Here is a 20327-nt window from a genome sequence, read left to right as displayed (position 1 = left end):
GCGCCGGTCGGCGCGCCGGCGGCGCGGTTTTCCGTAGGGTGTGCCCCATGACCCCGACCTTCGCCGACCTCGCCGCCGCGAAGTACGTGCTGCTGACCACGTTCCGCAAGGACGGCACCCCGGTGCCGACCGCGGTGTGGGCGGCCGCCGACGCCGACCGGCTGCTGGTGTGGACCGTCACCGACTCCTACAAGGTCAAGCGGCTGCGCCGCGATCCGCGGATCACCCTCGCGGTGTGCGACGTGCGCGGCAACCCGCGCAGCGACGCGGTCCCCGGCACCGCCACCGTGCTCGATGCCGCCGGCACCGAGCGGGCGCGGGCCGTGATCGCCCGCAGATACGGGATCCTCGGGTGGCTCACGGTCAAGGGCAGCGTGCTGCGCCGCGGCCGCGCCGGCACCGTCGGCATCGCCTGCGCCGTCGACGCGGGCGCCACCGCTCCGGAGACGGGCACCCCGGCCCCCGGGCACGGCGGGTGACGGGGAGCGCAGCGATGCCGCACAGCTGAGAGCGCGTCGGCGCACATCCGATGCCGGCGGTCCGGGGTGCGAGGCACGAAGCCCTCGACAGCTGTGCTGCTAGTGCGGTAGCCGGGCGCCGCCGGGGGTGGTGGCGAAGACGTGGGCGTGCGACGGGTCGATGCGGACGTGCACGACCTGGCCTTTCTCCGGTGGATTTCGCCAGTGGACCCTGGCCACCATTGGCTCGTGCCGTCCGCCCACCTGAGTGCGTCCGAAGATGAACGCTTCCGAGCCGAGTTCTTCGACCACGTCGACCTCGAGTTTCAGTCCGCCGGAGTCGGCGATCTCGACGTGCTCGGGCCGGATCCCGAAGACAACCTCCCGGCCGGCGGCCGCCAGGGTGTCCCGCGGCACCGGAATCACCTGCCCGCCGAAGCGGATTCCGCCGTCGGTGACGGGCACGGTGAACAGGTTCATCGACGGTGAACCCATGAATCCGGCGACGAAGACGTTCGCGGGCCGGTGGTAGAGCTCGCGCGGTGACGCGCACTGCTGCAGCACCCCGCCCTGGAGGACGGCGACCCGGTCGCCCATCGTCATCGCCTCGACCTGGTCGTGCGTGACGTAGACGGTGGTCGTGCCCAGGTGGCGCTGCAACTGGGCGATCTGCGTCCGGGTCTGCACCCGCAGCTTCGCGTCGAGATTCGACAGCGGCTCGTCCATGAGGAACACCTGAGGCTGGCGGACGATGGCGCGGCCCATGGCAACTCGCTGCCGCTGGCCCCCCGACAACGCCTTCGGCTTGCGGTCCAGATACGCGCCGAGGTCGAGCATGTCGGCGGCCTCGGCGACGCGGCGGCGGATCTCGGACTTGTCGGTACCGGCGAGTTTGAGCGCGAAGCCCATGTTCTCCGCGACGCTCATGTGCGGGTAGAGGGCGTAGTTCTGGAACACCATCGCGATGTCGCGTTCCTTGGGTTCGGCGTGCGTGACGTCGCGGCCGCCGATGGTGATGCGACCGCCGTCGACGTCCTCGAGGCCGGCGAGCATGCGCAGCGACGTCGACTTACCGCAGCCGGACGGGCCGACCAGGACGAGGAATTCGCCGTCCTCGATGTGCAGGTCGAGTTGGTCCACCGCGGGGCAGTCCGAACCGGGGAACAGTCGGGTCGCGTGGTCGTACGTGATGGTTGCCATGAGAAAAGAGAGTCCCTCCACCGGCAGGAACGTGCCGGACGATCCGAGTGAGGTGAGTGGTGTGGGTATCGGTGCTGTCAGGGCGTCGTGGTCGAACTGTCGGTACCGGTGAACGGCACGTAACTCGAGGAGGAGATGGTGCCGAATTGCGGTCCGTCGCCGTTGTCGAAGCCCCACGTCGTCCAGTTGCCGTCCCGTGTCCGCCGCATCTGCACCGCGTACAGGTCGGCGGTGTCGATGTTCGCCGCCTCGGTGATCTTCCACGGCCCGAGCGGGGACTGTCCTTCGGCGATCCAGGTCCCCGCTTGGTGCCCGGCGTGAACGCTGGTGTTCTTGGGCGCGCAGGAGAACACCAGGACCGGTTTCCCGTTGACGGTGTGTGCCTGCAGGACTTCCATCTCGCCGAATCCGGCGGGCGTCGAGAGTGGGGGGTGGATGTGCCAGTGGCTCAGGTCCTTGCTGGTGGCGTGGCCGACGACGGCGCGGCCCTCGGGATCGCCGGAGTTGGCGCGGGCGGTGATCAGCATGTGCCACCGACCGGCGTGTTCGAAGACGTAGGGGTCGCGCCAGGCTTCGTCCGGCCAGGTGCCCTCGCCGAGGCGTTCGTACCAGCGGCCGTCGGCCTCGAGGACGAGGTCGGGGTCCTTGGTCCAGGTGACCAGGTCCGAGGAGGTTGCGCGGCCGATGCGTTGTACGAGGCCGTTCTCGGCCCGGCTCACGCCGGTGTAGAACATGCTCCAGCGTCCGCCGGTGTCGCGGACGACGGAGCCGGTCCAGGTCGCGAGGTCGTCGAACGCCGGGGCGTCGGAGGCCGCCACTGCGTCGGCGGTCAGGGTCCATTGCTCGCCGTCCCGCGAGGTCGCGTGTCCGATGGCCGCACGGTAGTGGCGGCGTTCGCGGTCCTGCAGGGCGCGCGAGGCGCGGAGGAAGAACAGGTGGTAGTCGGTGCCGTCGTCGGTCATCCAACTGTCCCAGACCCAGTGGTCGGGAAGGGCGAGGCGCATCAGGTCTCCTGGGGTGTTCGGCAATCGGGGCGCGACCGTCGTGCTCTCAGCACGGAGAGTCGTCTGCGGTCGCCGCTGTCGGCCGCCTTCGGTCCGGCGCCGGTCCGGTGCTGGCGCGGACGGTGAGTGTCACCGGGGCCGTGACGGCGGTGGGTACGCCGCCGTCCGCGGTGGGGCTGGGATTCAGCGTTTCGAGGACCAGGCGGGCGGCGATCTCGCCCTGCTCGCGGACGGATTGGTGCACCGTGGTCAGGTCGGTGAGTGCGGCGAGGGGGTGATCGTCGATCCCGACCACGGAGACGTCGTCGGGTATCCGCAGGCCCCGGCGGCGCAGGGTTCTGATCGCGCCGAGGGCGAGTTCGTCGCTGTGCGCGAACACAGCCGTCGGGGCGCGCTCCGGGGCCGCGTCGAGAATGTCGGCCATCGCCGATGCGGCGTTGAGGCCGCCCCAGTCGACGTCGCGGATGAGAGCGTGATCGACCGCGATCCCGGCCTCGGTCAGGGCGTCGACGTACGCCGCCGAGCGGCCCGGGCGGGCCGGCCAGCCCGGCTGGTCCGGGTCGTGGGCGGCGATCATGGCGATGCGCCGGTGGCCCAGTTCCAGGAGGTGGTCGACGGCCAGGCGGCCGGCACGATAGTCGTCGATGCAGACGTAGGGGTAGTCGGCGTTCTGCCCGCCGGCGGCGATGATGCTGACGCCCATCAGGGCGAGCCGTTCTTGCTCGTGCTGGTCGACCGGGAATGCGACCACCACGACGGCGTCGACCTTCCGGCGGGCGGGCAGCCGGGTGAAGAAGTCGTGGCGGTCGTCGGGGCCGCCGACCTGGTACAGCAACAGGTCGAAGTGGGCCGCGGAGAGCACCGTTTCGATGCCGCTCACCATCTCGCCGAAGAACCAGCGCTCGATGTGGGGGACGGCCAGCGCCACCCGTCGTGTCGGGCCGCCGGCGAGGCGGACCGCATCCGGGGAGACGACGTAGTCGAGACGGCGGGCGGTGGCGAGGACCTTCGCCTTCGTCGCCGCGGACACACCGTACGAGTCGTTGAGGGCGCGTGAAGCCGTCGTCAGTGAGACCCCGGCCTCCCGGGCGACGTCGCTGAGGCTCAACGCTGCAGGTCGATTGGACACAAGCCCGATGGTAGACCGATCGACCTTGATTTCGGAAGCGCTTCCGACATACGCTTCGGAAGCGCTTCCGAAATGTGATGCGCATCTCAACGCGGAGGAGTTATGGACTCACACCACTCGACCCCGGCCCGGCGGGCACGCAGATTCGCCGCCCTCGCAGGCGCCGCGGTCCTGCAGACGGTGGTGGCGTGCGCGCCGCCGGGCAGCGGTAACACCGCGACCGTCCCGACCGACCCGGTGCCGGTGAACATCGATCTCGGCACCGACCCGATCGAGTTGACCCTGTACGACGGTGCGGGGTTGAAGAAGATCGACGAGGCCCTGATCGCGGCGTTCACCGAGCGCCATCCGAACGTGACCATCACCCCGCGCTACGACCCGGACGAGGTGCAGGCCGTCAACGCCCCCCGGGTGCTCGCGTCGGAGAATCCGCCGGACATCGCGCGGATCATCGCGCTGCCCGCCGCGGTAGCCAACCACCAGCTCACGGCCCTCGATCCGTGGGCCGACGCCTACGGCTGGAACACGCTTCCGCCGGGGCAGAGTGCCATGTACCGGGTCGATGCGAACGGAATCCGCGGCACCGGCCCGCAGTACACGATGGCCAGCGGGTTCACGGTGACCGGGCTCTACTACAACAAGGAGCTTGCGAACCGGATCGGGATGGTCGAGCCGCCCACCACCGTCGCGGAATTCGAGCAGGCCCTGGCGTCGGCGAAAACTGCCGGACTGATCCCGATCATGGCCGGCAACAAGAGCGCGCAGGTCACCTTCCTGGTCCAGATGATGCTGAACACCGCCCTCGGCCCGGACGCGGTCAACGGCTGGGTCTTCAACGCGCCCGGCGCCACCCTCGACACCCCCGCCGCGGTCGACGCGGCCGCGGTGGTGGCCGGCTGGGCAGCGAAGGGCTACTTCCCCGCGGACACCAACGGCACCGACGCCACCGCCGCCGCCGGACGGTTCGCTGCGGGCGAGGCCCTGTTCTATGTCTCCGGGAACTGGGATGCCGCGACCCTACAGGCCAAGATGGGCGAGAACGTCGGCTTCACCCTTCCACCCGCGCCCGCCGGGTCACCCGTGCTCGCCATGTCCGACCCGGTGTCGAACTTCGCAATACCCTCGGGGTCGGACGACAAGAACGCCGCCGCAGCCTTCCTGGACTTCCTCCGCTCCGACGCGGGCCGGCAGGTCGTGGTCGACGCCGGCTTCGCCCCGTCCGGTACCGGCCCGGTCCCGGCCACCGCACCCGGATCGCTGGGCGCCCAGATCCAGGCGGCCTTCGACATACTGGTCGCCGCCGACGGCCAGGTCCAATTCGTCCAGAACGCCACCAACGGCATGTCCGGCACCTGGCTACCGCAGGTCCAGATGCTCGTCGCCGGCCGAACCACGCCCGGCGAGATGATGGCCGCCGTCCAATCCGCATACGAGCAGGACCTCCTGAGATGACCTCCACCGCACACGCCCCCCAGACATCCCCCACCCGGGCGTTCCCGCATCGCGTCGCAACCCGGCCGGGGCGGGGCCACCGCGCCAAACGGGCCCTGACCGGATGGCTGTTCGTCCTGCCCGCCGCGGCGGTGTACACCGTCTTCGTCCTCCGGCCGCTGCTGAGCACCCTCTGGTACTCCCTCTACAACTGGGACGGCATCTCCGTCGGCAGCTGGGTGGGGCTCGGCAACTACCGCCGCGTGCTCACCGACCCGCAGCTGCTGTCCTCGATCGGGCACGCGTTCTTCCTCATCCTGTTCTTCACCGTCCTCCCGGTGATCGGCGGCCTTCTCGTCGCTGCCCTGCTCCAGGAGATCCGCATACGCGGCCTCGGTACCCTCACCCGCACCCTGCTGTTCCTACCGCAGATCATTCCCGGCGCGGCCGCGGCGGTCGCGTGGGTGTGGATGTTCTCGACCAACGGCACCGTGAACCAACTGCTCTCGGCCGTCGGCCTGGGCGGGCTCACCCGCTCCTGGCTCGGCGACTTCGACTGGGCCCTGCCCGCCGTCGGCGTCATCGGCACCTGGCTCGGCCTCGGATTCTGCACCATCCTGCTGATGGCCGGCATCGGGAAGATCGACATCTCGATCTACGAGGCCGCCCGGCTCGACGGCGCCAGCTTCCTCAGCACCTTCCGATACGTCACCGTTCCAGCCCTGCGGGCAGAGATCGGGGTCTGCGTCACCGTCACCATCATCGCCGCCCTCGCCAGCTTCGACATCGTGTTCATGTCCACCCAGGGCGGACCCGGCTACGCGACCACCGTGCCCGGCGTCCTGATCTATCAACTCGGCTTCACCGAATCCCGGGTCGGTCTCGCCAGCGCCCTCGCTGTCGTCCTCACCGGCCTGATCCTGATGGTCATCCTGCCGATCCAGCGCTTCTTCAGAGAGAAATGATCATGAAAACCTCCGCTCGCCAACGGATTCCCGGACTCGTCCTGCTGCTCGGCACCATGATCTTCTCGATCCTGCCGTTGCTCAGCATGCTGTCGGCGGCACTGCAACCGCAGGGCACCGTCCCGCTCGGGCTGTCGTGGCCGTCGAACCCGCACTGGCACAACTTCCTCGACGCCTGGCGCGTCGCGGAGGTGACACCGCTGATGGTCTCGAGCATCATCCTCGTCGCCGGCGTCGTCCCCGTCGCAGCGCTGTTCGCTGCGATGGCCGGTTACGGGCTCGGGCAGCTGCACGTGCCCGGAGGCACCGTCGTCTTCCTGCTCCTGCTGCTGGGGTTGACTCTCCCGAAGGAGGCGACGATCGTGCCGCTCTACTACCAGCTGCGCGAGATGAACCTGCTCAACACCCGCCTCGGACTCATCCTGGTTCTCATCGGCACGTTCACGCCCTTCGCCGTCTTCTGGATGCGAGCCCATTTCCTGTCCATGCCGAAAGAGCTCACCGAGGCTGCGGCCCTGGACGGGGCGGGCCCCTGGCAGGCCTTCCGTCACATCCAGATCCCGCTCGCGGTCCCGGCGCTGGCCTCGCTGTGTCTGCTGCTGTTCCTGTGGACCTGGAACACCTTCCTGCAGGCCATCGTCCTCATCGACGACCCCGGTAAGCGGACCATGGCGGGCGCACTGCAGAACTTCGTCGGCCAATACTCGACCGACGTCGTCCTTCTCAACGCCGGATCCCTGCTGATCATGGCCCCGACCATCGTGGTGTTCCTGCTGTTCCAGCGCCACTTCGTCAAGGCGATGATCGCCGGCGCCGTCAAGGGCTGACCGTGCCCGCCCACACCACTACCACGCCCACACCACCCGCAGGGGAAACCATGCCCACATCACGACAGTGGTGGCACGACGCTGTCATCTACCAGGTGTATCTGCGCAGCTTCGCCGACGGCACCGGCGACGGCATCGGCGACCTCGCAGGGCTCGCCGAGCGCCTGCCGTACCTCGTCGACCTCGGCGTCGACGCAATCTGGATCACCCCCTGGTATCCGTCACCGATGGCGGACGGCGGCTACGACGTCGCCGACTTCCGCGACATCGACCCCCTCTTCGGCACTCTCGACGACGCGGACACCCTGCTGGCCGCCGCCCACGCTGCCGGACTCCGCATCATCATCGACCTGCCCGCCAACCACACGTCCGACACCCACCCCTGGTTTCGGGAGGCGTTGCGCAGCGCCCCCGGTTCGCGGGAGCGCGCCAGGTACTTCTTCCGCGCCGGCCGCGGCGACACGGGCGAACTCCCGCCGAACGACTGGATCAGCGCATTCGGCGGACCGGCCTGGACCCGCACCACCCGAGAGGACGGACAAGCCGGCCAGTGGTATCTGCACTTGTTCGCACCCGAACAACCCGACCTCGACTGGACCAACCCCGAGGTCCGCACCGAATTTGCTGACGTTCTGCGCTTCTGGTTCGACCGCGGCGTCGACGGCATACGCATCGACGCCGTGTCGGCGATGGCCAAGGTTCCCGGACTGCCGGATGCCGGCCACGCACCGGGAGCCCGGTTCGAATCCAGCACGTGGGTCGACAATCCGCACTGGGATGTCGACGAACTTCACGACATCCTGCGCGAGTTTCGCACCATCGCCGACGAATACGGCCCCGACCGCATGTTCGTCGCCGAGGCGATCGTCCGCAGCCCCGAACGTCTGGCCCGCTACGTGCGTCCCGGCGAGTTGCACACCGCCTTCAACTTCGACTTCCCCAGAGCCGGCTGGGACCCGGCAGCACTGCGCGAGGCCATCGACCGCAGCCGCGAGGCGCTCCGCGAGGTCGGTGCGCCGACCACCTGGGTGCTCTCGAGCCACGACGAGACTCGCCACCTCACCCGATTCGGGCGCGCCGAAACCAGCACACTGCCGATGACCCTGACCGCCGCCACCGACTCCGATCTCACCCTCGGCACCCGCCGCGCCCGCGCGGCGGCCCTGCTCATGCTCGCCCTGCCCGGCGGTGCCTACCTCTACCAGGGCGAAGAACTCGGCCTCGAGGAAGTCGCCGACCTCCCTGCGGAACTGCTGCAGGACCCGACCTGGGAACGGTCCGGGCACACCATCCGCGGCCGCGACGGATGCCGGGTCCCGCTGCCCTGGAGCGGTGACCACCCACCCTTCGGGTTCGCCGCCGACCACGTCCAGCCGTGGCTACCCCAACCCGACAACTGGAAGTCGAAGACCGTCGCCGCCGAATCCGACGACCCCGATTCGATGCTCACCCTCTACCGCACCGCACTACGACTCCGACGCACACTGCCCGCCCTGCGCGATGACTCTTTCGGCTGGCAGCCGTCGGCCACCGATGCCCTCGTCTTCGACCGCGGACCGACGTTTCGGTGCGTCGTGAACCTGTCCCGTCAACCGGTTGCGATCGACCCGGACGCAACCGTCCTGCTCGCCTCCGCCGCCCTGACCGATGCCCGTTCTCTGCCACCGGACACCGCAGTCTGGCTGCGCACCAACCGATAGGGCCGTGACACAGCCACTCCATCGAAGAACTTGTCGGATCCGGCGGTGACCACATCGAACGAGCCTTCTCGCCCAAATCCGCCCGATTTTCGGGGGACACTACGTCGAGCCCGTAGGTCGGCAGCCCGGCCCGGTTCCACCGCGCCCTGCCCTGAGCGCCGGGCTCAGCGAGCGCGGCTGACCGACGACATGTGGAAGTCGGGGACCCGCAGCGGCGGCATCGCGGTGCGGGTGAACCAGTCCTTCCATTCCCGCGGCAGGGTCCGCTCCGTGCGGCCCGCCTCGGTGGTGCGCCGCAGCAGATCCAGCGGGCTCTCGTTGAACCGGAAGTTGTTCACCTCCGCCGTCACCGCACCGTCCTCGACCAGGTACACGCCGTCGCGGGTCAGACCGGTCAGCAGCAACGTCGCCGGGTCGACCTCCCGGATGTACCACAGCGTCGTCAGCAACAGTCCCCGCTCGGTGCGGGCCACCATCTCGTCCACGTCGGCCGCGCCGCCGCCGGTCAGCACCAGGTTCTCCCCGGGCGCCGCCACCGGCGCCCCGAACTCGGCGGCCGCGGCCCGCGGGTACGCCAGCGCGTGCACCGCGCCCCCGCGCACCCAGTCGACCCGCCCGGCGTCCATCCCGTTGTCGAACACCGACACCGAGTTCGACGAGGCGGTGGCCGCGACGAACGGCGCGTACTCCAGGCCGGGGGCGGCCGGATCGGAGAACAGGGTCAACGGCAGCGCGGTGAGCCGTTCGCCGACGCGGGTGCCGCCGGGCCGCGACAGCGCGGTGTGCCCCTCCTCGGCGCCGCGGCCCTCCATCGACCACATCAGGTAGATCATCAGGTCCGCCACCGCCGACGGCGGCAGCAGCGTCTCGTAGCGCCCGGCCGGGAGGTCGACCGTGCGGCGCGCCCAGTCCAGCCGCCGCGACAGCTCCGCGAGCAGGGACGGTGTGTCGACGTCGGTGAAGTCGCGGGTGCCGGCCCCGGCCCACGCGCTGGCCCCGTTCAGCCCGCCCCGCTTGCCGTTGATCTCCACCGATCCTTCCGGCTCGGTGAACCGGCGCCGCACCCCGTTGGAGGTGCCCAGCCAGGTCGTCGACACCCGGTGGTGGGCGAAGCCGTAGAGCTGATCGGCGCCGTCGAATCCCGCGGCGAGATCGTCGACGAGCCGCCCGAACACCGAGATGTCCGTCCCGGCCGCGGCGTCGGCCCAGTCGCCGGGCACGCCGTCGCCGCCGACGAGCGGCATCGCGTCCTCGGCCGGGGACGCCGCCGCGGCCGCCGCCCCCGCCGCCCGCACGGTCGGGGCGATGTCGGCCGGGTCGACGCTGCTCGACGTCACCACCCCGACGCGGGGGGTGTCGCCGCGCTGCACCGCGATCACCGTCCAGCTGCGCGAGCGCGAGATCCCGTTGGTGGTCATCGAATTTCCGGCCCACCGCAGCGACGCCTCGCCGGTGTCGGTGACCAGCACGATGGTCTCGTCGGCGGTCGAGCAGCGCAGCGCCCGCTCGAGCAGTTCCTGCGCCTCGATCATCGCCCGCCCTCCGCGCGTGTGTTGAGCACGTTCACCGACCGCAGCAGCGCCGACGGGCAGCCGTGGCTGACCGGGGCGACCTGACCGGGCTGGGCCTTGCCGCAGTTCACGGCGCCGCCGAGCTGCCAGGTCGACGGCCCGCCGACCGCCTCGAGCGACCCCCAGAAGTCCGTCGTGGTGGCCTGGTACGCCACGTCGCGCACCTGCCCGGCGAGTTCGCCGCCGCGGATCCGGTAGAACCGCTGACCGGTGAACTGGAAGTTGTAGCGCTGCATGTCGATCGACCAGGACTTGTCACCGACGACGTAGATCCCGTCGTCGACCCGGGCGATGAGGTCGGCGGTGGTCGTGTCGGCCGACGGGTCCGGCTGCAGCGACACGTTCGCCATCCGCTGGAGCGGTACGTGATGCGCCGAGTCGGCGTACGAGCAGCCGTTCGAGCGTCCCAGGCCCAGCCGCGGCGCGAACACCCGGTCGAGCTGGTAGCCCACCAGGATCCCGTCCCGCACCAGGTCCCAGGACTGGGCGGCGACCCCGTCGTCGTCCCAGCCGACGCTGGCGAGCCCGTGCGCGACGGTGCGGTCCGCCGTCACGTGCATGACGTCGGTGCCGTAGCGCAGCGTGCCGAGCCCGTCCGGGGTGGCGAACGAGGTGCCCGCATAGGCCGCCTCGTACCCGATGGCCCGATCGTATTCCGTTGCGTGCCCGACCGATTCGTGGAGGGTCAGCCACAGGTTGGTGGGGTCGATCACCAGGTCCGTCGGCCCGGCCTGCACGCTGGGGGCCGCCGCCTTCTCCGCCAGCCAGCCGGGGATCCGCTCCAGCTCCTCGTTCCAGTGCCAGTGCGCGTCGCCGGCCAGATACTCCCAACCCCGCCCCACCGGCGGGGCGAGGGTGCGCATCGTCTCGAACTCGCCGGTGCGCCGGTCGACGGCGGTGGCCTCGAGCTGCGGTGCCACCCGCACCCGCTGCTGGGTGATCGTCGAGCCGGCCAGGTCCGCGTAGAACGTCTGCTCCTTGATCTGCAGACAGCTCGCCGTCACGTGATCGACCCCGTCGGTGTCGAGCAGCCGCCGCGAGAAGTCCGTCAGCCGCGCCACCTTCTGCGCGGTGGGCACCGTGAACGGATCGACCTCGTACGGTGACACCCACACCGCGTCCGGGTAGACCGGTTCGTCGGCGAGCTCGACCCGTTCCCGGTTCAGCGCCCGCAACGCCCGGGCCACCTCGATCGCCTGCCCCGCGGTCGCCGCCGCGACGGGGGGACTCAGCTCGGCGTGCGAGGCGAACCCCCACGTGCCGTCGACCACCACCCGCACGGCCAGCCCCGTGTCGACACTGTCGACGGCCGCCTGCACGGCGCCGTCCCGCAGGCTCAACGACTGGCTGTGCACGCGATGCACCCGCAGATCCGCGTGGGAGGCGCCCGCAGCGCGGGCGACGGACAGCGCGGCGTCCGCGAGCGCCCGCAGCGGCAGGGCGAGGAAGTCGGCGTCGACGGTGCTCACCCGCAACACCGTAGCGGCCCGTGCGCCGGCTCAACCGAACTGCTGCCATCCCAGCCGCACCACCATCACCAGCACCACGGTCAGCAGCACCACCCGCACGAACCCCGAGCCGCGCCGCAGCGCCGTCCGCGACCCGGCCACCGCGCCCGCGATGTTGCACACCGCCAGCGCCAGCCCCATGGACCACCACACGTGCCCGGTCGCCGCGAAGTACACCAACGCCCCGAGGTTCGACCCGAGATTGATCACCTTCGCCATCGCCGCCGAGCGCACGAACTCGGTGCCGAGCAGCGTCGCGAACGCGATGATCAGGAACGTGCCGGTGCCGGGGCCGAGCAGCCCGTCGTAGAAACCGATCACCGCGGCCGCCAGCAGCACCACCAGCACCGTGCGCCGCAGCGTCGGGCGTTCGTGCGCCAGCGTCGTGCCGACCTGCGGTCGCAGCGTCACGAACACCGCGACCGCCACCAGCACCACCATCACGATCGGAATGAACAGGTCCCTGTCGATCCGCGAGACCGTCGCCGCACCCGCCGCGGCCGCGACTGCGGCCAGCGCCGCCGCCGGAGCCAGGACCGGCCACTGCAGCCGGATCCGACGGGCGAACGTCACCACCGCCGCGCCGGTGCCGCAGATGGCGGTGAGCTTGTTCGTCGCCAGCGCGGCCGCCGGCGTCAGTTGCGGGGCGACGACGAACAGTGCCGGCAACAGGATCAGCCCACCCCCACCGACGACGGCGTCGACCCACCCCGCGGCGGTCGCCGCCACCATCAGAACCGCCCAGTCGCCCGCACCCACGCGGCCATTCGATCACAGCGGTCGGGAGCAAAACCGCCGCGCCGTTCGTTGACCGGGTGTGACCGTCGCATCCGCATTCGTGCCGCCCCCGGCGCCTGGGAGGATCACCCCATGATCGCGCTGCTGTTCCTGGCCTACGTCGTCGTCGAGATCGGGGTGCTGGCCTGGCTCGGCTCCACCCTGGGCATCGGCGCGACGATCCTGCTGTTCCTCGGGGTGAGCGTCCTCGGCTACCTCGTCCTCGGCGCGCAGGGCCGGCGTGCCCTGCAGAACCTGGGCCGCGTCCGCAGCACCGCCGCCGACCGTGCCGGATTCGCCGGCGCCGCCGACCGTGCCCTCACGGACGGCGCCCTGATCGGTGTCGGTGCCGCCCTCGTCCTCGTGCCCGGCCCGGTCACCAGCGCCGCCGGAATTCTGCTGCTGCTGCCCCCGACCCGGGCCCTGCTGCGGCCCGCCGTCCGGGCCGTCGCCGCCCGCAAGGTGGCCGCGGCCGCCGCCCGCGGCGGCGGATTCCGCGGCGAACGGCTCGTGGTCGTCGACGGCGAGGTCGTCGAGCACACCGTCGTCGGCACCCCGCGCCTCGGCGCCGCGACACCCGGCGCGGGCACCGTGCTCGAGGGGGAGATCGTCGACCCCCCGCAGCGCCCGCACCTGCCCTGACGGGGCACACTGGGTAGCCGTGAGTTCCCCAGCCCCCCGCACCCAGCTTCTCGTCGGCGGCCGCATCTACAGCGCCAGCGCCCCCGACGCCACCTCGATGGCCGTCACCGACGGGCAGGTCGTGTGGGTGGGGGAGGACCGGCCCGGCCGCGCCCTGCACCCGGACGCCGAGACCGTCGACCTCGACGGCGCGTTCGTCGCACCCGCGTTCGTCGACACCCACGTCCACGTCACCGCGCACGGCCTGGCCCTGACCGGCCTCGACCTGTCCGGCACCCCCTCCCGCGAGGACGCGCTGCACCGGCTGCGCGACCACGCCGCCCGGCACGCCGACGCCCTCGTCTGGGGCCACGGATGGGACGAGACCCGCTGGCCCGACCCCACCGCACCGACGACCGACGACCTCGACGCCGCCGCCCCGGGCCGCGCCGTCTACCTCACCCGCGTCGACGCCCACTCCGCGGCCGCCTCCACCGCGCTGCGCGCCGCCACCGACCTCGTCGGACTCGACGGCTACCACCCGCAGCGTCCGCTCACCGCGGCCGCGCACCACACCGTCCGCGCCGCCGCCCGCGCCCTGCTCACCCCCGCCCAGCGGGCCCGCGCCCGCGCCGCCGCCCTCGACGACTACGCGGCACACGGCATCGTCGCCGTCCACGAGTGCGGCGGCCCGGACATCGCCGGCCGCGACGACTTCGCCGAACTGCTCGCCACCGACCACGCCGTGCAGGTCCGCGGCTACTGGGGCGAGGCCGTCACCACCGCCGACCAGGCCCGCGCGCTCCTCGCCGCGACCGGCGGCCACGCCCTCGGCGGCGACCTGTTCGTCGACGGCGCCCTCGGGTCGCACACCGCGTGGCTCGCCGCGCCCTACACCGACCGCCCCGACTGCTGCGGCACCGCCTACCTCACCGTCGAGCAGATGGCCGCGCACCTGCGGGCCTGCACCGAAGCCGGCATCCAGGCCGGCTTCCACGTCATCGGCGACGCCGCCGTCGACGCCGCGGTGCAGGCGTTCGCGGCCGTCGTCGCCGAGCTCGGCGGCCCGGCCGTCGCGGCCCGCGGGCACCGGCTCGAACACCTCGAGATGGTCACCGCCGAGCAGACCGCCCGGCTCGGCGGCTGGGGTGTGATCGCCAGCATGCAACCGGCCTTCGACGCGCTGTGGGGCGGGCCGGACGGGCTGTACGCCACCCGCCTCGGCGCCGACCGCGCCGCCGGGCTCAACCCGTTCGCACCGCTCGCCGCGACCGGCATGTCGCTCGCCTTCGGCTCCGATGCACCGGTCACCGCGGCCCGGCCGTGGCCGATGCTGCGCGCCGCCGTGCACCACCGCACCCCGGGCAGCGGAATCTCCCCCCGCGCCGCGTTCGCCGCCGCGACCCGCGGGGCGTGGCGCGCCGGCGGGGTGCGCGACGGAGTCGCCGGCACCCTCGACCCCGGCGCGCCCGCGTCGTACGCGATCTGGGAGGCGGACGAGCTCGTGGTCAGCGCCCCGAAGGACAGCGTGCAGCGCTGGTCGACCGACCCGCGGTCGCGGGTGGCGCCGCTGCCGGACCTCGAGCCGGGCACGCCCGACCCGGTGCTGCTGCGCAGCGTGCACCGCGGCCGCGTCGTGTACGCACGGTGATCGGGCCGCGCGCCGCCGCCCGGCCGGTGGTGGCCCGCAGCGTCGCCGCCGTCGCGGCGGGGCTGCTGTTGTTCACGAGTTTCCCGCCGCGTCCGCTGTGGTTCCTCGCGCCGCTGGGCATCGCGCTGCTCACCACGATCCTGGCGGCGCCGACGCGGCGCCGCCGTGCCGGCTTCGGCTACGGCTACCTCGCCGGCCTGGGGTTCTTCGTGCCGCTGCTGCCGTGGATCGGCGAGTACGTCGGCCCGCTGCCGTGGCTGGCGCTCGCGGCCGCCGAATCCGTGTTCGTCGGCCTGTTCGGGGTGATCGCGGTGCAAGTGCGTGCCCTGCCCGGTGCCCCGGTGTGGATCGCGGCCGGCTGGAGCCTGACCGAATACCTGAGGGCGAGCGTGCCCTTCGGCGGCTTCCCCTGGGGCCGGCTCGCGTTCGGGCAGCCGGACGGGCCGCTGGTCGGTCTCGCCGCGGTCGGCGGGGCGCCGCTGGTGTCGTTCGCCGTGGCGCTGACCGGCACCGGCCTGTGGGCGTGCGGCCGCGCCGGCCTGCGCTACGCCCGCGGGCACCGGGAGCGGTCACCGCTGCTGCGGGCCGCCGCGGTGACCGTCGCCGCGCCGCTGCTCGCGCTGGCGACCTGGCCGGCGCTGCCCGCCCCCGAGTCGGGCGAACGCATCGTCACCGTCGCCGCGATCCAGGGCAGCGTGCCGCGGCTGGGACTGGACTTCAACGCCCAGCGCAAGGCCGTGCTGAACAACCACGTGGCCCGCACCCTGGAGCTGGCAGACCGGGTCCGGGCCGGCACCGCGCCGCGCCCGGACGTGGTGATCTGGCCGGAGAACGCCTCCGACATCGACCCGCTGCGCAACCGCGACGCGGCCGCCGACATCGGCGCCGCGGCGGCCGCGGTCGGCGCCCCGATCCTGGTGGGCGCCGTGCTGGTCAACGGGGACGGCACCACCACCAACTCGGTGATCGTGTGGGACGCGGCCGGCGGGCCGGGGGAGCGGCACGACAAACGCATCATCCAGCCGTTCGGCGAGTACCTGCCGTACCGCTCGTTCTTCCGGTTGTTCTCCGACTACGCCGATCGGGCCGGGCACTTCGTACCCGGCGACGGCGACGGCACCGTCCACGCCGCCGGCATCCCGATCGGCGTGGCCACCTGCTACGAGGTGGCGTTCGACCGGGCGCTGCGGGACTCGGTGCGCGCCGGCGCGCAGCTGCTGGCCGTGCCCACCAACAACGCCACCTTCGGCGACACGGAGATGACCTACCAGCAGCTGGCGATGTCCCGGGTGCGGGCCGTCGAGCACGGCCGTGCCGTGGTGGTGGCCGCCACGAGCGGGGTCAGCGCGATGGTCGCGGCGGACGGTACGGTCACCGAGCGCAGCGCCCTGTTCGTGCCCGAGGTGCTGGTGGCGCAGGTGCCGCTGCGCACGACGGCTACGCTGGCTACTCGGCTCGGACCGATTCCGGAGCTCGTGCTCTGCGTCGGTGCCGTCGCCGCCGTCGGCGTGGCGCTGGTGCGCTCGCGCGGGCGGGGCACCACCGTGCCGGCCGCAGCCGGCACCGCGAGATGACCGGTCCACGGCCGGTTCGACAGGAAGGACCTTCGATGGCAGCGGCGACGCCGGCCGGGAACGACAGTGCGCCGAGCGCCCGGACCCTGGTGATCATTCCGACGTACAACGAACGCGACAACATCGGCCTGATCGTCGGCCGGTTGCACGCCGCGCTGCCGCACACGCACGTGCTGATCGTCGACGACGGCAGCCCGGACGGCACCGGGGACGTGGCCGATCGTCTCGCCACCGCGAGCGAGGGCCGCATCCACGTGATGCACCGCACGGAGAAGAACGGTCTCGGCGCCGCGTACATCGCCGGGTTCCGTTGGGGACTCGAGCGCGGCTACACCGTGCTGGTGGAGATGGACGCCGACGGCAGCCACGCCCCCGAGCAACTGCACCTGCTGCTCGAGCGGATCGACGCGGGCGCCGACCTGGTGCTGGGCTCGCGGTACGTGCCCGGCGGCACGGTCGTGAACTGGCCGTGGCACCGGGAGGTGCTCTCCCGCGGCGGCAACATCTACTCGCGGCTCGCGCTGGGGGTGAGGATCCACGACATCACCGGCGGCTACCGCGCCTACCGCCGCGAGGTGCTCGAGAAGCTCGATCTCGCCGCGGTCGCCTCGCACGGCTACTGTTTCCAGGTCGACCTCGCCTGGCGGGCCGTGCAGGCCGGGTTCACCGTCGCCGAGGTGCCGATCACCTTCACCGAGCGGATCATCGGCGAGTCGAAGATGAGCGGCAGCATCGTGCAGGAGGCCCTGATCAAGGTCACCGTGTGGGGTGTGCGCAACCGGTGGACGAAGCTGCGCGGTCTGCTGCGCCGCTGAGCAGCGGCCGGGGGGAGGGGTGGACGCCGACGGGCGTGCACCCCTCCCGGGTGCCGGGGCTCATTCGACGTTCTTGACCTCGATCTTCTTCCCGGCCTCCTGCTGCTCGGCGAGACCGATCGACACGGTCAGGATGCCCTTGGTGTAGGACGCCTCGACGTCGTCGTCCTTCGCACCCGGGGGCAGGGTCACCGAACGGCGGAACGAGCCGTAGTGGAACTCCGAGCGTCCACCCTCGGACTTCTCCTCGGTGCGTTCGGCCGTGATCTCGAGCTGCCCGGCGTTGATCGAGACGTTGATGTCCTTCTCGGGGTCGAGCCCGGGCAGTTCGGCCCGCAGGACGTACCGGCCGTTCTCGACGCGGTCCTCGACGCGGATGAGGTTGCCGCCGAGGGCGGGACGCAGGCCGGTGAAGGGGAAGGCGTCGAAGAACTCGGACAGGTCCGGGAACACCGAACGGGGACGGCGCGCTGGCACAGTGGACATGTCTGCTCCTCTCTGGGAGTCGGATCGATGGGGAGGTCGTTCCGACTCCATTCGACTCCTCTCGACGAGGTCCCGACAGGGCCGGAAGTCCCGGACCCGGCGGCGCCGAACGTTCGAAGAAGAGGTACTAGGGCAATCGATCGTTCGGCACCGAGCAGGACCGCCGAACGTTCGTCAGGCCGGGTCCGCGGTGCGACGATCGCGTTCGCGCCGCAGCTCGGCGACCTGCACCTGCAGCTCGGCGATGTGCGCGCGCGCCTCGCGCAGCTGGGTTGCCCGCTCGTCGGCCAGTTCGGCGCGCACCATCGCCAGATCCGCCTCGAGTTCGGCGACGCGCTGCCAGGCCTCGGCCGCGGCCCGCAGCGCCTCGTCGCGTTCGGTGCGCAGCCGTGCCGCCTCGAAGTCCACCGCCCCCGTCCCCGCCGCCCGGGGGGCTGCCGGCACGGCGCCGATCCGGGCCGCCGCGGCCTCCGGTGGCCCCGGATCCGGTACCGCCGGGGGCGGCGCCGGATCCGGGGAGGGGGTGGCACCGGCGGGGGCGGAGGTCCGGCGTTGACGCTCGCGCCAGGCGCGCGCACGTTCGGCGCTGTTGGCGTACTGCTTGCGGCGGCCGCCCGTCGCCGGGGTGTCCCCGATCGGTGTGCCGCCCGACGAGGCTGCATCGCTCACGACCGCAGGTTACCAGGGCGAACACCTCCGAACGTTCGAAACAAACGTTCGGAGGTCACGAATGGGTCATCTTTGCGAACGTTCGAATCGTTCGTTCGGTTTCGGTCGTTCTACCAGGTGACGGACAGATCGTCGGCGACACCCAGGTCGGCGCACAACCGGCGGATCGCGCTGCAGTCCTGCACCACCCGCCGCGGATGCGGCGCCGCCGCGGTGTCCGCGAGCATCTCCCGCCCGCCCGGAACGCGCTCCGCCTCCACGATCGCCGCCCAGGTTCCCAGATCGCTGCCGGTGAAGGCCTCGATGCCCGCCGCCAGGGCCTCGACCAGCTGCGCCCGGTCGCCGGGCCCGAGATCGGTGAACACCATCTTCAGCAGCTCGGCCGCGAGGGAGGCGTGGCTGAGCTCGTCGCGCCGGTGCAGGGCCACCGTCGTGCGGTTGACCGGCTGCAGATCCTCGTCCTCGGTCATCAACCCGAGAAACGCGCTGATGGACGTCTCCGCGACGGTGGTGAACGCCAGCCGGATCAGGGCCTGCGCCCGCGGATCCGGCGCCGCGTCGACGGCGGCGCGGTGCTCGCGCACGGTCCGGCACGGCGGCAGCGCCGACTCGGGCATCCGCCAGCCGCGACGCCGGCGGATCACCGCGCTCGCGTTGAGATGCATCAGGGTGTGGTACTGCTCGTCGACCATCGCCTGCAGCACCCCCGCGGTGACGGTGTCCGACGGTCCGACCTCGAAGAAGTCCGTCGTGATCAGCGCGAAGCCGGGGTTGACCACGTACTGCTCGATGTCCATGACGTTCTTGTTGTACGCGATCCACCCCCAGCCCCGCAGCCGGGCCCGGCGCTCCTCGTCCAGGGCACGGTACGCGGGGTGGGCGTGGAACGGCACGAGTTCGTCCGGGAAGTCCAGCCGGGTCGGATCGAACAGCTCGTCGAGATCGGGTTCGCGCTTCTTGACCGTGGCGCGCCGCCCCCATGACCGCGCCAGGCCCCGCACGACGGCGCTCTCGACGACGTCGTGCGGATCGTGGTCGGGCAGCGCGGGCGCGAGCAGCGGGCCCCGCGCCCCGGACAGATCAGGCTCGGCCATGGCGGCTCTCCGTTTCCTCGTGCGTCAGCTCCGCGAACAGTCCCGCACACAGCTCCCGATACCGGTCGGCGTCCGCGCCCAGCGGCGTTCCGGCCCGGGCCAGCAGGTCCGCGAACCCGGCCACCGAACCGGCGCCGACCACTGCGTCGAGTTCGTCGAGGGAGGCGCGCAGCGCCGCCCGGGCGGCGGCCGCGTGCGGATTGCCGGCCTGCACGTCGAGATACACCTCGGGCGCGCCGGCGGTGATCCGCGCGAGCAGCGCCCGCAGCAGCACGTGCGGCGGCGGTGCCGTCGCCCCCGCCACCGACGGGGACACGTCGAGCCGGCCCAGCGCCAGCCCGAACGCCAGAACGGCCGCGTGGGTGGCGGCCTGGGTGGCCGCCGCGACCCGGTCGTGCTCGTCCGCCGTCAGCCGCACCACCTGCGCACCCCACCGGCCCAGCGCCCCGACCAGCGACTCGACCGCCGGGCCGGGCCGGTGCTCGACCACCGCCACCGGCCGGCCGGCCATGCCCAGCGCCGGCGCGAACATCGGGTTCAGCCCCACGCACTGCGCGGACCACCCCGGCTCGCGCACGGCCCGCGCCCACGCCGACTTCACCGACAGCGTCTCGACGAGCACCGCGGCCGGCGACAGCAGCGCACCGAGCGGGGCGGCGGCGGCGAGTGCGGTGGTCTCGGGCAGGGCCAGCACCACTGCCGGAGCGACCCGGACCGCGTCCCGCATCGCCGCCGTGGGGGCGGTGACATCGCCGCGCAGCGCGGCCGGGTCGTCGCCGGCGGCCGGGTCGATCACCACCACGGCGGTGCCGTCGCGACGGAACGCCTCGACCAGCATCCGGCCGAC

19 protein-coding genes are annotated in these 20327 nt (G+C 72.0%); 9 read left to right on the top strand and 10 right to left on the bottom strand.

Features of this window, described 5'->3' with window-relative positions; genetic code table 11:
• The first annotated feature begins 47 nt into the window (after nt 1–47).
• Entirely contained in the window at nt 48–479 is a 432-nt protein-coding gene (locus A4U64_RS10935; protein ID WP_006945761.1) for a PPOX class F420-dependent oxidoreductase, read from the top strand.
• Nucleotides 480–578: 99 nt separating this feature from the next.
• On the opposite strand, the gene A4U64_RS10930 is transcribed toward A4U64_RS10935, so the two are convergent.
• From A4U64_RS10930 to A4U64_RS10920, 3 genes are all read right to left on the bottom strand, one after another.
• Nucleotides 579–1658 carry an ABC transporter ATP-binding protein gene (locus tag A4U64_RS10930; RefSeq protein ID WP_029543775.1) on the bottom strand — a complete coding sequence of 360 codons (1080 nt, stop codon included), beginning with the start codon at nt 1656–1658 and terminating at the stop codon, nt 579–581.
• 77 nt (nt 1659–1735) lie between these two features.
• Nucleotides 1736–2662, bottom strand: coding sequence for a glycoside hydrolase family 68 protein (locus A4U64_RS10925; protein WP_006945759.1), 927 nt, complete (start codon nt 2660–2662; stop codon nt 1736–1738).
• A gap of 46 nt (nt 2663–2708) precedes the next feature.
• Nucleotides 2709–3791: a LacI family DNA-binding transcriptional regulator gene (locus A4U64_RS10920; protein WP_231772819.1), complete on the bottom strand. Its 1083-nt coding sequence runs from the start codon at nt 3789–3791 to the stop codon at nt 2709–2711.
• Nucleotides 3792–3893: 102 nt separating this feature from the next.
• Here A4U64_RS10920 and A4U64_RS10915 point away from each other — a divergent pair, with 102 nt between their 5' ends.
• The 4 genes from A4U64_RS10915 to A4U64_RS10900 are packed head-to-tail and all read left to right on the top strand — an operon-like array spanning nt 3894 to nt 8714.
• Nucleotides 3894–5243 carry an ABC transporter substrate-binding protein gene (locus tag A4U64_RS10915; protein WP_050035267.1) on the top strand — a complete coding sequence of 450 codons (1350 nt, stop codon included), beginning with the start codon at nt 3894–3896 and terminating at the stop codon, nt 5241–5243.
• Nucleotides 5240–6187 carry a carbohydrate ABC transporter permease gene (locus A4U64_RS10910; protein WP_050035269.1) on the top strand — a complete coding sequence of 316 codons (948 nt, stop codon included), beginning with the start codon at nt 5240–5242 and terminating at the stop codon, nt 6185–6187. The genes A4U64_RS10915 and A4U64_RS10910 overlap by 4 nt, the downstream gene beginning before the upstream one ends.
• A 2-nt stretch (nt 6188–6189) precedes the next feature.
• Nucleotides 6190–7014 (top strand): carbohydrate ABC transporter permease, encoded by an 825-nt coding sequence (locus tag A4U64_RS10905; protein ID WP_029543784.1) that lies wholly within the window; start codon nt 6190–6192, stop codon nt 7012–7014.
• A gap of 50 nt (nt 7015–7064) precedes the next feature.
• Nucleotides 7065–8714: a glycoside hydrolase family 13 protein gene (locus tag A4U64_RS10900; RefSeq protein WP_050035271.1), complete on the top strand. Its 1650-nt coding sequence runs from the start codon at nt 7065–7067 to the stop codon at nt 8712–8714.
• Nucleotides 8715–8878: 164 nt separating this feature from the next.
• Here A4U64_RS10900 and A4U64_RS10895 read toward each other — a convergent pair whose 3' ends face one another.
• Genes A4U64_RS10895 through A4U64_RS10885 form a run of 3 tightly spaced genes read right to left on the bottom strand, consistent with a single transcriptional unit; the run spans nt 8879 to nt 12552 of the window.
• Nucleotides 8879–10246 (bottom strand): metallopeptidase TldD-related protein, encoded by a 1368-nt coding sequence (locus A4U64_RS10895; protein ID WP_050035272.1) that lies wholly within the window; start codon nt 10244–10246, stop codon nt 8879–8881.
• Nucleotides 10243–11754 (bottom strand): TldD/PmbA family protein, encoded by a 1512-nt coding sequence (locus tag A4U64_RS10890; RefSeq protein ID WP_065922549.1) that lies wholly within the window; start codon nt 11752–11754, stop codon nt 10243–10245. Before A4U64_RS10890 ends, A4U64_RS10895 begins: the two co-directional genes overlap by 4 nt.
• A 30-nt stretch (nt 11755–11784) precedes the next feature.
• A complete protein-coding gene (locus tag A4U64_RS10885; protein WP_050035273.1) occupies nt 11785–12552 on the bottom strand; it encodes a TSUP family transporter in 768 nt (255 codons plus the stop codon).
• Nucleotides 12553–12663: 111 nt separating this feature from the next.
• Between A4U64_RS10885 and A4U64_RS10880 the strand changes: the two genes are divergently transcribed.
• From A4U64_RS10880 to A4U64_RS10865, 4 genes are read left to right on the top strand one after another with little or no spacing between them, the layout of a single operon-like run.
• Entirely contained in the window at nt 12664–13212 is a 549-nt protein-coding gene (locus tag A4U64_RS10880) for an FxsA family protein (protein ID WP_006942494.1), read from the top strand.
• Between the two features lie 19 nt (nt 13213–13231).
• Nucleotides 13232–14842 carry an amidohydrolase gene (locus tag A4U64_RS10875; RefSeq protein WP_050035275.1) on the top strand — a complete coding sequence of 537 codons (1611 nt, stop codon included), beginning with the start codon at nt 13232–13234 and terminating at the stop codon, nt 14840–14842.
• Nucleotides 14839–16416 (top strand): apolipoprotein N-acyltransferase, encoded by a 1578-nt coding sequence (gene lnt / locus A4U64_RS10870; RefSeq protein ID WP_050035276.1) that lies wholly within the window; start codon nt 14839–14841, stop codon nt 16414–16416. The genes A4U64_RS10875 and lnt overlap by 4 nt, the downstream gene beginning before the upstream one ends.
• A gap of 35 nt (nt 16417–16451) precedes the next feature.
• Nucleotides 16452–17231 (top strand): polyprenol monophosphomannose synthase, encoded by a 780-nt coding sequence (locus A4U64_RS10865; RefSeq protein ID WP_006942500.1) that lies wholly within the window; start codon nt 16452–16454, stop codon nt 17229–17231.
• A 60-nt stretch (nt 17232–17291) separates the two neighbouring features.
• Here the strand turns inward: A4U64_RS10865 and A4U64_RS10860 are convergent, their stop codons facing one another.
• The 4 genes from A4U64_RS10860 to A4U64_RS10845 all read right to left on the bottom strand — a co-directional run bounded on the left by A4U64_RS10860 (nt 17292) and on the right by A4U64_RS10845 (nt 20318).
• Nucleotides 17292–17717: an Hsp20/alpha crystallin family protein gene (locus tag A4U64_RS10860; RefSeq protein WP_006942502.1), complete on the bottom strand. Its 426-nt coding sequence runs from the start codon at nt 17715–17717 to the stop codon at nt 17292–17294.
• Nucleotides 17718–17891: 174 nt separating this feature from the next.
• Nucleotides 17892–18386, bottom strand: a complete 495-nt coding sequence (locus tag A4U64_RS10855) for a hypothetical protein (RefSeq protein ID WP_029543794.1) — start codon at nt 18384–18386, stop codon at nt 17892–17894.
• Between the two features lie 110 nt (nt 18387–18496).
• Nucleotides 18497–19480, bottom strand: coding sequence for an AurF N-oxygenase family protein (locus A4U64_RS10850; RefSeq protein ID WP_029543796.1), 984 nt, complete (start codon nt 19478–19480; stop codon nt 18497–18499).
• Nucleotides 19467–20318, bottom strand: coding sequence for a prephenate dehydrogenase/arogenate dehydrogenase family protein (locus tag A4U64_RS10845; RefSeq protein ID WP_206531384.1), 852 nt, complete (start codon nt 20316–20318; stop codon nt 19467–19469). Before A4U64_RS10845 ends, A4U64_RS10850 begins: the two co-directional genes overlap by 14 nt.
• Nucleotides 20319–20327: the final 9 nt, after the last annotated feature.

Source organism: Rhodococcus sp. WB1 (assembly GCF_001700945.1).
GTDB classification, from domain to species: domain Bacteria; phylum Actinomycetota; class Actinomycetes; order Mycobacteriales; family Mycobacteriaceae; genus Rhodococcus; species Rhodococcus aetherivorans.
This window is presented reverse-complemented; position numbering and strand designations above follow the sequence as displayed.